This window comes from Pedobacter sp. CG_S7, from assembly GCF_040544395.1.
Taxonomy (GTDB): Bacteria; Bacteroidota; Bacteroidia; order Sphingobacteriales; family Sphingobacteriaceae; genus Pedobacter.
This window is the reverse complement of record NZ_JBEONS010000004.1, coordinates 132,115-146,427: the sequence shown is the minus strand read 5'-3', so window position 1 is coordinate 146,427 and position 14,313 is coordinate 132,115. Positions and strand designations below refer to the sequence as shown.

16 protein-coding genes are annotated in these 14,313 nt (G+C 38.5%); 6 read left to right on the top strand and 10 right to left on the bottom strand.

What is annotated here, in order from left to right; translation table 11 throughout:
• Positions 1-149: 149 nt before the first annotated feature.
• The gene (locus tag AAKU52_RS04450; RefSeq protein ID WP_354330658.1) at positions 150-830 is read left to right on the top strand and encodes a hypothetical protein; all 681 of its coding nucleotides are present in this window, start codon (positions 150-152) and stop codon (positions 828-830) included.
• 2 nt (positions 831-832) lie between these two features.
• Here the strand turns inward: AAKU52_RS04450 and AAKU52_RS04445 are convergent, their stop codons facing one another.
• The 4 genes from AAKU52_RS04445 to trmB are packed head-to-tail and all read right to left on the bottom strand — an operon-like array spanning position 833 to position 2,772.
• Positions 833-1,396: a DNA-3-methyladenine glycosylase I gene (locus AAKU52_RS04445; protein ID WP_354330656.1), complete on the bottom strand. Its 564-nt coding sequence runs from the start codon at positions 1,394-1,396 to the stop codon at positions 833-835.
• 4 nt (positions 1,397-1,400) lie between these two features.
• Positions 1,401-1,742, bottom strand: a complete 342-nt coding sequence (locus AAKU52_RS04440) for a carboxymuconolactone decarboxylase family protein (protein ID WP_354330654.1) — start codon at positions 1,740-1,742, stop codon at positions 1,401-1,403.
• A gap of 37 nt (positions 1,743-1,779) precedes the next feature.
• The gene (locus AAKU52_RS04435) at positions 1,780-2,106 is read right to left on the bottom strand and encodes an MGMT family protein (protein ID WP_354330652.1); all 327 of its coding nucleotides are present in this window, start codon (positions 2,104-2,106) and stop codon (positions 1,780-1,782) included.
• A gap of 15 nt (positions 2,107-2,121) precedes the next feature.
• On the bottom strand, positions 2,122-2,772 hold the full coding sequence (gene trmB, locus AAKU52_RS04430; RefSeq protein ID WP_354330650.1) for a tRNA (guanosine(46)-N7)-methyltransferase TrmB: 651 nt from the start codon (positions 2,770-2,772) through the stop codon (positions 2,122-2,124).
• A 93-nt stretch (positions 2,773-2,865) separates the two neighbouring features.
• Between trmB and fcl the strand changes: the two genes are divergently transcribed.
• From fcl to AAKU52_RS04415, 3 genes are read left to right on the top strand one after another with little or no spacing between them, the layout of a single operon-like run.
• Positions 2,866-3,798, top strand: a complete 933-nt coding sequence (gene fcl, locus AAKU52_RS04425) for a GDP-L-fucose synthase (protein WP_354330648.1) — start codon at positions 2,866-2,868, stop codon at positions 3,796-3,798.
• A gap of 4 nt (positions 3,799-3,802) precedes the next feature.
• A complete protein-coding gene (locus tag AAKU52_RS04420) occupies positions 3,803-4,735 on the top strand; it encodes a hydrogen peroxide-inducible genes activator (protein WP_354330646.1) in 933 nt (310 codons plus the stop codon).
• A 59-nt stretch (positions 4,736-4,794) separates the two neighbouring features.
• A complete protein-coding gene (locus AAKU52_RS04415) occupies positions 4,795-6,081 on the top strand; it encodes a DUF5690 family protein (protein ID WP_354330644.1) in 1,287 nt (428 codons plus the stop codon).
• Positions 6,082-6,154: 73 nt separating this feature from the next.
• On the opposite strand, the gene AAKU52_RS04410 is transcribed toward AAKU52_RS04415, so the two are convergent.
• Both AAKU52_RS04410 and AAKU52_RS04405 read right to left on the bottom strand, forming a co-directional pair.
• Positions 6,155-6,766 (bottom strand): superoxide dismutase, encoded by a 612-nt coding sequence (locus AAKU52_RS04410; protein ID WP_354330642.1) that lies wholly within the window; start codon positions 6,764-6,766, stop codon positions 6,155-6,157.
• Positions 6,767-6,847: 81 nt separating this feature from the next.
• Entirely contained in the window at positions 6,848-7,318 is a 471-nt protein-coding gene (locus tag AAKU52_RS04405) for a nucleoside deaminase (protein ID WP_354330640.1), read from the bottom strand.
• A 129-nt stretch (positions 7,319-7,447) separates the two neighbouring features.
• Between AAKU52_RS04405 and AAKU52_RS04400 the strand changes: the two genes are divergently transcribed.
• On the top strand, positions 7,448-8,635 hold the full coding sequence (locus AAKU52_RS04400; RefSeq protein ID WP_354330637.1) for a class I SAM-dependent rRNA methyltransferase: 1,188 nt from the start codon (positions 7,448-7,450) through the stop codon (positions 8,633-8,635).
• 12 nt (positions 8,636-8,647) lie between these two features.
• Here the strand turns inward: AAKU52_RS04400 and AAKU52_RS04395 are convergent, their stop codons facing one another.
• From AAKU52_RS04395 to AAKU52_RS04380, 4 genes are all read right to left on the bottom strand, one after another.
• On the bottom strand, positions 8,648-8,893 hold the full coding sequence (locus tag AAKU52_RS04395) for a DUF6814 family protein (RefSeq protein ID WP_354330635.1): 246 nt from the start codon (positions 8,891-8,893) through the stop codon (positions 8,648-8,650).
• Positions 8,890-10,443 (bottom strand): MFS transporter, encoded by a 1,554-nt coding sequence (locus AAKU52_RS04390; RefSeq protein ID WP_354330633.1) that lies wholly within the window; start codon positions 10,441-10,443, stop codon positions 8,890-8,892. The genes AAKU52_RS04395 and AAKU52_RS04390 overlap by 4 nt, the downstream gene beginning before the upstream one ends.
• Positions 10,444-10,496: 53 nt before the next feature.
• Positions 10,497-11,552 carry a nucleoid-associated protein gene (locus AAKU52_RS04385; protein ID WP_354330631.1) on the bottom strand — a complete coding sequence of 352 codons (1,056 nt, stop codon included), beginning with the start codon at positions 11,550-11,552 and terminating at the stop codon, positions 10,497-10,499.
• 64 nt (positions 11,553-11,616) lie between these two features.
• Positions 11,617-12,405, bottom strand: a complete 789-nt coding sequence (locus AAKU52_RS04380; protein ID WP_354330629.1) for a TerC family protein — start codon at positions 12,403-12,405, stop codon at positions 11,617-11,619.
• A gap of 106 nt (positions 12,406-12,511) precedes the next feature.
• Between AAKU52_RS04380 and aspS the strand changes: the two genes are divergently transcribed.
• Complete coding sequence (gene aspS / locus AAKU52_RS04375; protein WP_354330628.1) at positions 12,512-14,257, top strand: aspartate--tRNA ligase; 1,746 nt, start codon at positions 12,512-12,514, stop codon at positions 14,255-14,257.
• The last annotated feature ends 56 nt before the right edge of the window (positions 14,258-14,313 follow it).

The window sequence follows — 14,313 nt, the reverse complement described above, 5'->3', positions numbered from 1 at the left end:
ATTTATTCGTTGTTATTTCTAAGCTTATATTAGTTTCATTTTAAACCGGGATTTTATCAAAGTTAGTAATAGCGATTAAAACTGGCCTTATTATCTTTATTTTTGTTCAACTAATGAATGCTAAGTCACACGCTTTAAACTTGTCTACCATGAAATTATATCAACGAGCCTTAATATTTGTATTTTCAATGCTGCTTGGCAATAGTGCTATTGCGCAGGATGCCGTGATCATTGCTGATGGCAACTTTGTAAGGGGCACTATACAAGGTACAGATTTCACTACCGTAAACTTGCTGGCAGACAATAAAATGATTGCTTATCAGGCGAAAGACATCAAGGAGTTTTTATGGAATGGAAATACTTTTGTAAGCAAACCAATTGTTGTAAAAAAGCGTATGGAATATCGTTTTTTCAAATTGGAGGAGCATGGTGTGGTTAATTTATATGCTATGGGAAATATTGTTATGAAAGGGCCTCCAGAACAGCGGGCTAGGGTAATGCCTTCTTTTGGCGTCGGAATTGGATCGGGAGGTTATGGTGGTGTTGGAATTGGCGGCGGCATTTCAATAGGTGGCGGTGGCAGAAATAGCAGGAAACAAAAAGGCGCTAACCGCAACGCCGTTTATTATATTGAAAAATTAGGAACAGGGCCGCTCCAGGAAATTCCTTTAGATGGAAATACAGGGAATGAAACCGAACTAGTGAAAACGATTTTGCTGCAGAAATTAAGTGGTGACGCAGACCTTGCGGAAAGAATAAAAGCCACTGATAGCTTTGATGCAAAAAACATCGAAGCCTTTGTGAGTGCTTATAATGCACTACAGAAATAGGCTTACCTGCTGATGCAATCGGCAAAATGATCGTTCACCATTCCTGTTGCTTGCATGTGTGCATAACAAATGATGGTTCCAAAAAACTTAAAGCCTCGTTTCTTCATGTCTTTGCTAATGGCATCAGACAAAACCGAACTTGCTGGAACACCTTCAGGACCTGTAACATCATTTAAAACAGGTTTTTTACCAGGCAAAAAGGCCCATATGTAATTGGCGAAAGAACCAAATTCTTGCTGAAGGGTTATAAAAAGTTTAGCATTGCTAATGGCGCTCTTTATTTTTAACCTGTTCCTGATGATACCGGGGTCATTCATTAAGCGTTCCACATCTTCGTCGGTGAAGGCTGCAACTTTTTGGACCTCAAAATCAGCAAAGGCATTGCGGTACCCCTCCCTGCGGCGCAAAATTGTGATCCAGCTTAAGCCTGCTTGTGCCCCTTCCAGAATCAAAAACTCAAAGAGCACTTTGTCATCATAAATAGGTTTACCCCATTCCTCATCATGGTATTTCACATATAATGGGTCAGTTCCACACCAAGAACAACGTCTAGGTTCTACAGCCATGCTATTATAAACTTAATTCATCCCAGTATTCTACCGCACGGCGATAATGAGGTATAACGATGGAGCCACCCACAAGGTTGGCAATCATAAATACTTCATTGATCTCTATCTGACTCACCCCTTCATTATAGCATTTTTCTAAATGATATTTTATACAATCGTCGCAACGCAACACCATGGAAGCTACCAAACCCAACATTTCCTTAGTTTTCACATTCAACGCTCCTTCAGCATAAGTGGTGGTATCTAAAGCAAAAAACCTTTTAATATTGGTGTTGGAGGTTTCCATAATTCTATCGTTCATTTTTGTGCGATAGTCGTTAAATTCTTCTACTAATTTACCCATCTTTTAAAGGCTTCTATTTAATAAATATTCTGATTAATTATATTTCTGTGAGCGGATTCCAAAAATGAGTTGTAAAGTTTTGTACTTTATCATTTTTTATAATAATCCCTTCGTTTTCCAACAATGCTGCCATAAGCGTTGGCGGATTAAAATGAAATTTGCCAGTCAATAAACCCACACTGTTAACTACCCGATGTGCTGGTAATGGTGGATGGACGCTACCTGCGTAACGCATGGCATGACCCACCATACGCGAAGAACCCCCAGCACCCAGGCTTTTTGCTATCGCCCCATAACTTGTAACCCTACCCTTTGGAATAAGTTTTACCACTTCGAAAACCTGCTCATAAAATGTCTGTTCCATTTGCCAGCCAAGTAATTAAACTAATGAAAACTGGATATAATTGATGTTTTTATCATGCTTCAGGTAAATCCTTTCATAATGGGTTTTAATAGAAAGCACTTCATCATCATATTCCGACAGGTATAAATGTGCTGTTTTCTTATGACAAGTTAATCCTAATTCTATTACTTTTTCGACGGTATAATTATATAAACCATCGTTATCAGTTTTTAAATTAATCTTAGCGCCAGGTTTTAAAAACCCTTTATATTTATGGAGGAAACCGGGAAAAGTTAAGCGTTTTTTTTCTCTGCTTTCCTGTGGCTGTGGGTCAGGAAAAGTGATCCAAATTTCATCTATTTCATTTTCTCCAAAATATTCCACAATATCTTCTATCTGTATCCTTAAAAAAGCGAGGTTGGCAATACCCTCATCCACTCCAGTGCGTGCACCACGCCAGATTCTGTTTCCCTTGAGGTCTATACCAATAAAGTTTTTCTGCGGAAATAACTTGGCCAAACCAACAGAATATTCGCCTTTACCACAAGCAAGCTCCAATACTATGGGATGGTCGTTTTTAAAATGTAGTTCAGCCCATTTCCCCCGTAGGACCTTCCCCTCTTCCAATTGATAAACATTAGCAAAAGTATCTATCTCCGTAAACTTTCTTAATTTGTCCTTACCCACTATTTATTCTTTTTTTCTGCAAAAATACAATTAAATCTGTTCATCGACAGGTTCGTTTCTAATTCGTACTTTTGTTTACAAAATAGCTATATATTGGAAAGACATTCAAAAATTTACGTGGCGGGTCACCGAGGAATGGTAGGCTCAGCAATTTACCGGAAATTACAACAAGAAGGCTATACCAATCTGGTTACCAGAACGTCTTCGGAACTTGATTTAAAAGATCAACTGGCAGTGACGGCTTTCTTTACAGCAGAAAAACCGGAATATGTATTTTTAGCTGCAGCTAAAGTTGGTGGTATCATTGCCAACAATACTTACCGTGCAGATTTCCTGTATGAAAACCTATGTATTCAAAACAATGTTATTCATCAGTCTTACTTAAACGGCGTAAAGAAACTAATGTTCCTGGGCTCTAGCTGCATTTATCCAAAATTAGCTCCCCAGCCCCTAAAAGAGGAATACCTATTAACTGGTTTATTGGAAGAAACAAATGAACCTTACGCCATTGCTAAAATTGCAGGTATTAAGTTGTGTGATGCTTACCGGGCACAATACAACTGTAATTTCATTTCAGTAATGCCAACCAATTTATATGGCTACAATGACAATTACCACCCGCAAAACGCACATGTATTACCTGCCTTGATCCGTAAATTTCATGAAGCAAAATTAAATGGCAGTGCAGCGGTTATTGTTTGGGGATCTGGTTCGCCAATGCGTGAATTTTTATTTGCTGATGACCTGGCAGATGCCTGTTATTTTTTAATGGAAAATTACAATGAGAATAACCTGATTAATATTGGTACTGGCGAAGATTTAACGATCAAAGACCTGGCCTTAATGATCAAAAAAATTATTGGATTTAAAGGTGAGCTGACATTCGATAGCAGTAAACCAGATGGTACACCCCGCAAGCTGATGGACGTTTCTAAACTTCACAACCTGGGATGGAAACATAAAGTAGAGCTGGAAGAAGGAATTTCCCTCGCTTATCAGGACTTTTTAAATAAAATTAAACCCTAAATTTATGACGCTGGTTCAACTGGAATACATTGTGGCTGTAGATACCTACAGAAGTTTTGTTGGTGCTGCAGAAAAGTGCTTTGTAACTCAGCCTACCTTAAGTATGCAAGTGCAGAAGCTCGAAGAAATGCTCAACGTTAAGCTATTTGACCGCAGCCGACAACCAGTGACCCCTACAGAAATTGGTGCCCAAATTATAGAACAAGCCAGGATCGTCCTGCAGGAAAGTCAGAAAATTAAAGAACTCATCAATAACCAACAACAGGATATAGCTGGCGAACTTCGGGTTGGCATTATTCCTACCCTCGCACCATACCTCTTGCCACAGGTGATTGCCTCTATGATGGAAAAGTATCCTGCACTGAAATTGTTAATTTGGGAATATACTACTGATGACATTATTCACCACCTTAAAACGGGTGTGCTGGATTGCGGATTACTGGCCACGCCACTTGCAGAGGAGTCTATTATCGAGGATCCACTTTTCTATGAGAATTTCGTGACCTATATCAGCAAAAACAGCAAACTAATTAAAAAGAAAAACATAGACCCCGAAGACTTGGAATCAGAGAATATTTGGTTGCTCAATGAAAGACATTGCATGCGCGCTCAGGTACTCAATATTTGTAGGTCAACACAAGAAAACAGGCTCCAAGGACTAACCTACAATACCGGAAGTGTTGAAACACTAATTAAAATGGTTGATTTAAACAACGGTGCTACGATTATTCCGGAACTTGCTTTAGCAGAACTCAGCAACAAACAACTTAGTAAAATCAGGCCTTTTAAATCTCCTGAACCTGTTCGGGAAATCAGCTTAGTTACACATAAAAACTTCATCAAAAAGCGAATGTTAAATGCTTTCAAAGAAGAAATTATGGAGGTAGTTCCAAAAACCATGAAAAACAAAAAGAAAAAAGATGTAATCGGATTATAAGGTCTAATAAGCTTAATCCTATTAAATTATTATCTTGCTTCCTCTATATACATAAGTTTATGCTCTTTTTTAAGCCGAAACCAATAACCGGAAGCAGGTTAAAAATAAATATTTACGCTGCGATTGTTGTCTTTCTCGCCTATACTATGATCTTCGGCTTCCGTAAATCCTTTACCGTTGCTACATTCGACGGCATAATGGTTGCAGGATATAGCTATAAAACAATGCTGGTCATTAGTCAGGTATTGGGTTATATGCTGGCTAAATTCTATGGAATAAAATATATTTCTGAATTAAAACGAACCGGAAGAGGAACAATTATCCTCGTGCTTACAGCCATTTCCTGGTTAAGCTGGCTGTGTTTTGCGCTAGTACCTGTACCCTACAATATTGCCTTTCTCTTTATCAACGGCTTCCCTCTGGGTATGTTATGGGGCGTTGTGTTCTCTTATATCGAAGGGCGGAGGGGTACGGATTTTATTGGCGCTACACTTGCCGTCAGCTTTATTTTTGCCTCAGGTTTTGTCCGTACTGCAGGTGGATGGTTGATGCTCGAGTTTCAGTTATCTGAATTTTGGGTTCCATTTTATACTGGACTCTTATTCGCTGTACCGCTGCTCCTTTTTGTTTACCTGATGGAGAAGATTCCCCCTCCCGAAGTACAAGATATTTCAGAACGAATGGAGCGTACGCCGATGAGCGCTGCACAGCGAAATACTTTTTTAAAGACCTTCCTACCAGGTTTAATTGCCTGTATTCTTATCTATACTTTTGCTACAATTTTTAGGGATATCCGCGATAACTTCGGTGCAGAGATGTGGAAGGAAATGGGCTATTTTAATCAGCCAGCCATTTTTACAAAAACTGAAACGCCTATCACACTGATCATATTAGTACTTATTGGTAGTATGGTCATGATCCGCAATAGTTTTAAAGCGCTTATGGTCGCACATGGGTTTATTGGTCTTGGATTCCTGTTAGCAGGTTTATCAACCATCGCTTTTATAAATAACCATTCTTCCCCTTTATGTTGGATGACTACCGTAGGACTTGGCCTGTATATGGTTTACATCCCTTTTAATGCGGTGTTTTTTGAAAGGCTGATTGCGACATTCAGGTATTCTGGAAACGTTGGGTTCCTCATCTACCTCGCCGACTCTTTTGGTTATATCGGCAGTGTGGGTGTATTGTTCTCTAAGGAAATCTTGAGGGTACAAATGAATTGGGTCTCCTTCTTTTCGAACAGTGTAATCGTGCTGTCTGTAATTGGCCTTCTGCTAACTGTGTTTTCTGCACTTTATTTCAAAATGAAATATAAGCAGGTTGATTTAAATGAAATAGTATAACGGAAAAAGCCTGTTCTCTACATTAAAGAAAACAGGCTTTTTTGATCAGCTTTAAAATAAAGCCTTATAAAAATTATGCAGTTGCTTTTTGGAAACGTTCTGCAACAGCATCCCAATTAACTACATTCCAAAATGCAGCAATGTATTCAGGGCGTCTGTTTTGATATTTTAAATAATAAGCATGCTCCCAAACATCCATCCCTAAAATTGGCGTTCCTTTAACCTCGGCAATATTCATTAGAGGGCTATCCTGGTTTGGTGTAGAAGAAACAACCAGTTTTTTGTCAGCACCAACACTTAGCCATGCCCATCCTGAACCAAAACGGGTTGTACCAGCTTCAGAAAACTTAGTTTTGAAGTCTGCGAAAGTACCGAAAGTTGCTTTAATAGCTTCTGCCAATTCTCCAGTAGGTTCGCCACCTTTGTTTGGCGCAATTACTTCCCAGAATAAAGAGTGGTTGAAGTGACCACCACCATTATTTCTAACTGCAACAGGGAATTTATCTATATTCTTAATAATATCGTCCAAACTATGTGTTGCCTCAGGCTTACCTTCTAATGCTTTGTTAAGATTGGTAACATAAGCCTGGTGGTGTTTATCATGGTGGATTTCCATGGTTAATTTATCGATATGCGGTTCTAGTGCATCTGTTGCGTAAGGTAACGCAGGTAATTCAAAAGCCATAATAGAATGATTTAAGTTTTAAATAATTAATAAACAAATATAACAATCGCAAGTTAACATTTGTTCTATGTAAATGTAAGTTTAACCGCGTTTGTTTACGAAAAACTGTGTCATAAGTGCAGCACATTCTTTGGCAAGCACGCCCTGCTTTAAAACTGTTTTAGGATGCAACAAATGTATTCCCTTACTGATGAAACCTCTTTTTTCTTCCCTTGCGCCAAATACAATTCGACCAATTTGCATCCAGTAACTGGCCCCTGCACACATCACACAGGGCTCAATGGTGACATAAATTGTACAATCTTTAAGGTATTTGCCCCCTAAAGTTTGATTCGCTGAAGTAAAAGCTTGCATTTCAGCATGAGCGGTTACATCATTTAATTGCTCGGTTAAATTATAACCCCTTCCCACAATTCTTCCTTTGCAAACCACGATGGCGCCAATGGGAATTTCATCCGCATCAAAAGCCTTTTCTGCCTCCTGTAAAGCCAGACGCATGTAATGCTCATCCTCCTGTGCGGGATCATTTTCTCCTGTAAAATTAAAATACATTTAACACCATTTACTGCCCTTAGACATTATTATTATTTCTTTCAATTCCTGTAAAAATACTGCTCTTAAGTCTTACATCCTAATTTCAATAAGCAGATGAGTTGACCTGGTTTTTTTTACCTTTACCCCATGATTGATGTAATACTCAAAAAAGGTAAGGAAAAAGCAGCATTGCAACGCCACCCCTGGATATTTTCAGGCGCTATTGACAAAGTTAAAGGAAGTCCTTTAAATGGCGAGGTGGTTATTGTAAAGGCGGCCGACAATGAATTCTTAGCCTATGGCTATTACAATGGGCAATCAAGGGTTGCTGTTAGGTTATTAGAATGGGATGAAAATAAGACCATTGATAAAGCCTGGTACCAGCTAAAGCTACAAAATGCTATTGCTGCCCGCCAGCACGTTTTACAGGATAAACAAACCAATACTTGCCGACTGGTATTCAGTGAGGCTGATTTTCTTCCCGGATTAATTGTTGATCAATATGCTGATTTTTTATCCCTTCAGATTTTAAGTGCTGGCATGGAAAACATCAAGCAGGACATCATTGCTATCTTAAAAGAAGAATTACAACCTAAAGGTATTTTTGATAAAAGCGACTCTAATGCCCGCACACATGAGAACCTGGAAATTGCACAAGGCTTGCTTTGGGGAGAAATGCCGCCAGAATTTATCGAAGTCAAAGAAAATGGTATCCTTTACCATATCAATATTGCGGAAGGTCAAAAATCAGGCTTTTATTGCGATCAACGCGACAACAGACGGATTTTAGCGGAATATGCATCAGGTAAGAATGTATTGGATTGCTTTAGTTATAGCGGAGGATTTTCCTTAAATTGTTTAAGAAAGGGCGCCAGTCATATAACCAGTATTGACAGTTCTGCTCTGGCCATGGAAACATTAAAACATAACATTGCCTTAAACGGATATAATGAAGAGCAGCAAACTAGTATACAATCTGATGTAAACAAGCAATTGCGTATTTTTAAAGAAGAAGGTAAGAAGTTTGACATCATTATTCTTGATCCGCCAAAATATGCACCCTCGCGGTCTGCTTTAGATCGTGCCGCACGTGCTTATAAAGACCTGAACCGTCTGGCTATGCACTTATTGGAAAGCGGAGGTTTACTGGCCACTTTCTCTTGCTCAGGAGCAGTAGACATAGAGACCTTTAAACAAATTATTGCATGGGCAGCTTTAGATGCAGGCAAAGAAGTCCAAATCATTAAGCAGTTTTCTCAGCCAGAAGACCACCCTGTCCGAATTTCCTTCTCTGAAGGTGAATATTTAAAAGGATTATTGCTTAGGGTACTTTAAAACCCTAAGCACTTATTCATCCACTCCGGGGAGTTGATCATACTCCCCTTTAAAAGCATAATAGCCAAAAATAACCAGTCCTGCGCTGATAGGGATAAAGATGAATAAGATGATGCCCCATTGTAAGGCTGTATTTGTTCTTTCTACTCCTGCCGCTGCCAGCCCAACCTTTTCAAAAGCTTGCATAAACAGGAAGATTATCGATGAAGGACCAAGAAGCATCCAAAATATACCGAGTGTCTTTTTTAATTTGTTCATGATGCTTTAATTTGATCCTGATCTTCTTCACCGTGGTCAGGTTTTTTGTTGGATAAATAAATTGCTCCGATCAGAAACCCTAAAGCAGCAATGCCAATAGGATACCATAAACCGGATAAAGGATTAGAGCCTGCAAAGCTGGCTATCAATGTAGCAATGAAAGGCACTAAGCCCCCAAATACACCATTACCAACATGGTAAGGTAAAGACATGGAAGTATACCTGATTTTTGTTGGAAACAACTCTACTAAAAATGCAGCTATTGGTCCATAAACCATCGTCACTAATAATATTTGAAAGAAGATTAAGCCAACGAATTTCCAAAACACCCCGGCACTCAATATCTTATCTTTATAAGTATCAGGAGCTACAACATTACCTTTTGCGGGGTCAGCATATTTGGTATGCGACTGTACTTTGGTAAAAGCAGCGCCACTTAATAACGTTACCCTAGATGTTGTGGTAATCAGGCTATCGGCAGTGTTATTGATCAAACTACGAACAACAATAGGATGGCTAACCTCCATTATATCTTGCTGGGTAACTTTCGTTACATCAGTATCATCTAAAAAAATCTGGTAAATAGGCCTGTAGAAAATAACCCCCAGTAACATACCAGCTAACATGATCCATTTTCGACCCACCCGATCGCTCCAGGCACCAAAAATTACAAAGAAAGGTGTGGCAAAAGCTATACCCCATAAAAGAATGTAACGGGAATCGTTAAAATCAACTTTACAAGTGTTTTCCAGGAAAGACTGTGCATAGAATTGGCCGGTATACCAAATTACCCCCTGACCCATAGTAGCTCCAAATAAAGCAAGGAGTACCATTTTAAAGTTGCGTTTATTACTAAAACTTTCTTTCAATGGATTTTTAGAAACTTTACCTTCTGACTTTAATTTTTCAAACATTGGTGACTCGTGCATTTTCATCCGGATGTAGATGGAAACGCCAACTAACAAGATTGACAACAAGAAAGGTATTCTCCAACCCCATGAAGCAAAATCTTCTGTACCTAAAAGATTTTTGGTTAGCACAATAACACCAAGAGAAAGAAACAATCCACCGGTTGCAGTTGTCTGTATCCAGCTGGTAAAGAAACCGCGTTTATTTGCCGGAGCATGTTCTGCTACATAAGTTGCAGCACCACCATATTCACCTCCCAAGGCCAACCCCTGCACTAAACGCAGAATTAAAACCAATAGAGGCGCTGCATAACCAATACTAGAATAAGATGGAATTAGGCCTATTAAAAACGTAGAGCCGCCCATAAGTACCAATGTCAATAAAAAAGTATGTTTCCTTCCAATCAGGTCGCCCAGGCGACCAAAGAACAAGGCTCCGAAAGGCCGCACAATAAAACCTGCGGCAAAAATAGCCAACGTGTTAATCAATGCGGATGCCCCTGCATCTGCAGGAAACAATTGCGACCCTATAATGGCTGCTAGGCTGCCGAAGATATAAAAATCATACCATTCTATTAATGTACCCAGGGAGGAGGCACCAATAACTTTAAAAATGTTGTTGCTCTTTGGTTCGGGACTCATCAATTGTTAGAAATATTTGGTTTATAAAAATAAATCTACAATTAATTATGAGTTTACAACTCTTCCTTGAAATAAACTTTATAATAATTCATAGATTTATCTTCGTCAAACCCCTTTTCTATTAACTCTTTGTTGCCGTGAATATAAATATGAAAATTTTTATCTAGCTTAATGATACGCTTAAAAGACTTGCTCTGTTTTTTAACAGCCGCCTCAGAAATCTCAAAGCTATCCGCAATATTGGTGTCAAATTCTTCTTCGTAATTCTTTTTGAAGTTTTTAAAAGATTCAATCCCCTCTGCATTAGCAATTACTTCGTTAGAAAACTCCTCTAGGTCGAAACTTTCTTTCTCCTTAAAGTACTTCATCGACTTATTTAATAAGTCAATTTTATCGGCCTTAGAAATTTCAAAATCTTCATCAAGCTTTTGGGTCACGAAGTTCTTATAAACGCCTAAAACATTGTTAGTCTGGTTATAATTATCATTCCTGACTTTAAGTTTCAGGAATTCATCTTTCCAATAAACAGCATCCGAACTACGGTTAGTCTGGTCAATGATGGCCACTTTATAGCCTTCCTCTTTTTCTGTATTGATAATTAAACAACCTTTATCAAGCTTACTAATATTAATGGCCTCTTGCTCATAACTCAGGTTAAAACCACTATTCTCTGGATAAACCTTTAAATAGGTTTCTTTCGTTTCAGATTTAAAGATTCCTATGGCATCGTGAACCTCGCCCTCAATTTGTACATTTTCAAAATAGGCGACATACAACTCACCTGATTTAATTTTAGGATGGCTGGAAATTTCATAAAGATATTTTGCCAGCTGCTGACTGTTTTGATGGAAATTACTTCCTTTTTCAAAGATGGCTTCAGCAAAATGATAAACTTCATTTAAGTTCAAATCATCATTTGGATGAAAAAAACGATAAATTTCATTCACCTTTAAATAAGGGCTTAAGAAATATTCTAACAGGAGTTCCTTTAGTTGTTCGTCTTGAATAACAAGGGATTGATCAGAGAGCACATAAAACTCATCTTCAGCTTTATTGCCGATTCTATGTATGGAAAGTTCAGCCAGTGAGGCCTCAAAAAATGAAATCATAAAAAGTACTTTTGCCGTTAGGAGAAGGCAAAAGTACTTTTACTAATTGAATAGCAGCAATAAATTAATCGATATTTTCTCTTGGTGTATCTCTTAATTCAATTGGCTCTTTCGTGTTCTTTTTCATTTTCAGGTTCAGCATTTCAACTAAAATAGAGAATGCCATAGCAAAATAAATATAACCTTTTGGAATATGCTGGTCAAAACCTTCAGCTAGCAGAGAAACTCCAATCAGCAATAAAAACGATAAGGCAAGCATTTTAACTGTTGGATGATTGTTTACAAAATTGCTGATGGCATTTGCCGAAACCATCATGATCAGAACGGCAATAACTACTGCAGCAATCATAATCTCCACATGTTCTGCCATACCTACAGCTGTAATAACCGAGTCTAATGAAAATACAATATCAAGCAACAAAATCTGTGTAATTACCCCACTAAAGGTCTGCACCTTTGGTTTTCCACCACTATCTTCTTCACCCTCTAACTTTAAATGGATTTCATGTGTACTTTTATAGATAAGAAACAGACCTCCTGTAATCAAAATAATGTCTCTTCCAGAAATGGCCAGTTTTGTCATTAAGTCTGAATCACTCAAATTAAACCAGGAGCCTACATTAAACAAATCAGCTGTTAAGCTCATCACCCAACTCAAAGAAAGCAACAATAAAACCCTGGTAATCATGGCGAGTGCCAATCCTAGTTTTCTTGCTTTGGCCTGTTGTTCTAATGGTAATTTAGAAGATAATATAGAAATGAAAATAATGTTATCAATACCCAGTACAATCTCCAACAAGGTTAGAGTAACTAAAGATATCCAAGCAGCAGGGTCACTTAATAATTCGATCATGTTTTATTTATAAAGCGGTAAATATATAAAAAGGAGAGCAAACTTTTGAGCGCTTGCATGGATATGAGAAATAAATGAATATTTTTGCGACTTAATTACTACAATAATGCTAAGAACAACAACTTGCGGTGCTTTAACCACGAAGAATCTTGGAGAAAATGTGATTCTCTGCGGCTGGGTACAAAAATCCAGAGACCTGGGCGGAATGACTTTTATTGATATTCGTGATCGATACGGAATTACGCAGTTAGTTTTTAATATGGATGACAACCAGGGTTTGTGCGAAGCCGCACGGAAATTGGGTCGTGAATTTGTAATTAAGGCAAGCGGTATCGTAGTGGAACGCTCAAATAAAAACGCAAAAATGCCTACGGGGGATGTGGAAATAAAAATCACGGCCCTGGAAATATTGAATGCAGCGAAAATACCCCCTTTTTTAATTGAGGATGAAACTGATGGTGGTGATGACTTGCGCATGAAGTACCGTTACCTTGATTTACGTCGTACACCGGTTAGGAATAATATGATCCTGCGCCATCGCATGGCACAAGCAGTTCGACGGTACCTTGATGGTTTAGACTTCATAGAAGTAGAAACTCCTGTATTGATTAAATCAACTCCCGAAGGTGCCAGAGATTTTGTTGTGCCCAGCAGAATGAATGCCGGCGAATTTTATGCCTTACCTCAATCGCCACAAACATTTAAACAGTTATTAATGGTTTCGGGATTTGACCGTTACTTTCAAATTGTAAAATGTTTTAGAGATGAAGATTTACGTGCCGACAGGCAACCTGAATTTACACAGATAGATTGCGAAATGTCTTTTATTGAGCAAGAAGATATCCTAAACACTTTTGAAGGACTTATCCGTACTTTATTTAAAGAAATTAAAGGTATAGACCTGCCAGAAGTCCCTAGAATGCAATACGCAGATGCCATGCGTTTATATGGATCTGACAAGCCTGATACCCGTTTTGAAATGCAGTTTGTGGAACTTAGCGACCTGGTAAAAGGTCATGACTTCCCTGTTTTTGACCATGCAGAATTAGTAATCGGCATCAATGCTAAGGGCTGCTCTCACTATACGCGTAAACAAATGGACGAATTAACTGATTTCATTAAACGTCCGCAGATAGGTGCAACAGGATTAATTTATTGCAGACACAATGGTGATGGTACGCTAAAATCATCTGTAGATAAGTTTTACAACGAAGAAGAACTCGCTAAATGGTCTGCTGCCTTAAATTCTCAACCTGGAGATTTAATACTCCTCATGGCAGGCACAACTGATAAAGTTCGCAAACAATTAAGTGAACTTCGTTTAGAGATGGGTAACAGATTAGGTTTACGCGATAAAAATACATTTAGTGCCCTTTGGGTTCTGGATTTCCCGCTATTAGAGTGGGATGAAGAATCAGAACGCTACCATGCCATGCACCATCCTTTTACATCGCCTAAACCAGAAGATATTGCTTTACTTGACACCCATCCGGGAGAGGTAAGAGCAAATGCCTATGATATGGTGGTTAATGGAACAGAAATCGGTGGAGGATCTATCCGTATTCACGAAAGAAATTTACAAGCTTTAATGTTTAAGCATTTGGGCTTTTCGGCGGAAGATGCACAAAAACAATTCGGCTTTCTAATGGATGCCTTTGAATTTGGAGCACCACCACATGGCGGGATAGCCTTTGGATTTGACCGCTTGTGTTCTATTTTTGCAGGCTTAGACAGTATTAGAGACGTTATTGCCTTCCCTAAAAACAATTCGGGCAGAGACGTAATGATTGACAGTCCATCTACTATTGATGATAAACAATTAAAAGAGCTGAAAATAAAATCTACGGTTTAGCTGTTGCAAATCAACTAAAAAGGCCGTATTCTTTAAAGGAAAACGGCCTTTTTAGG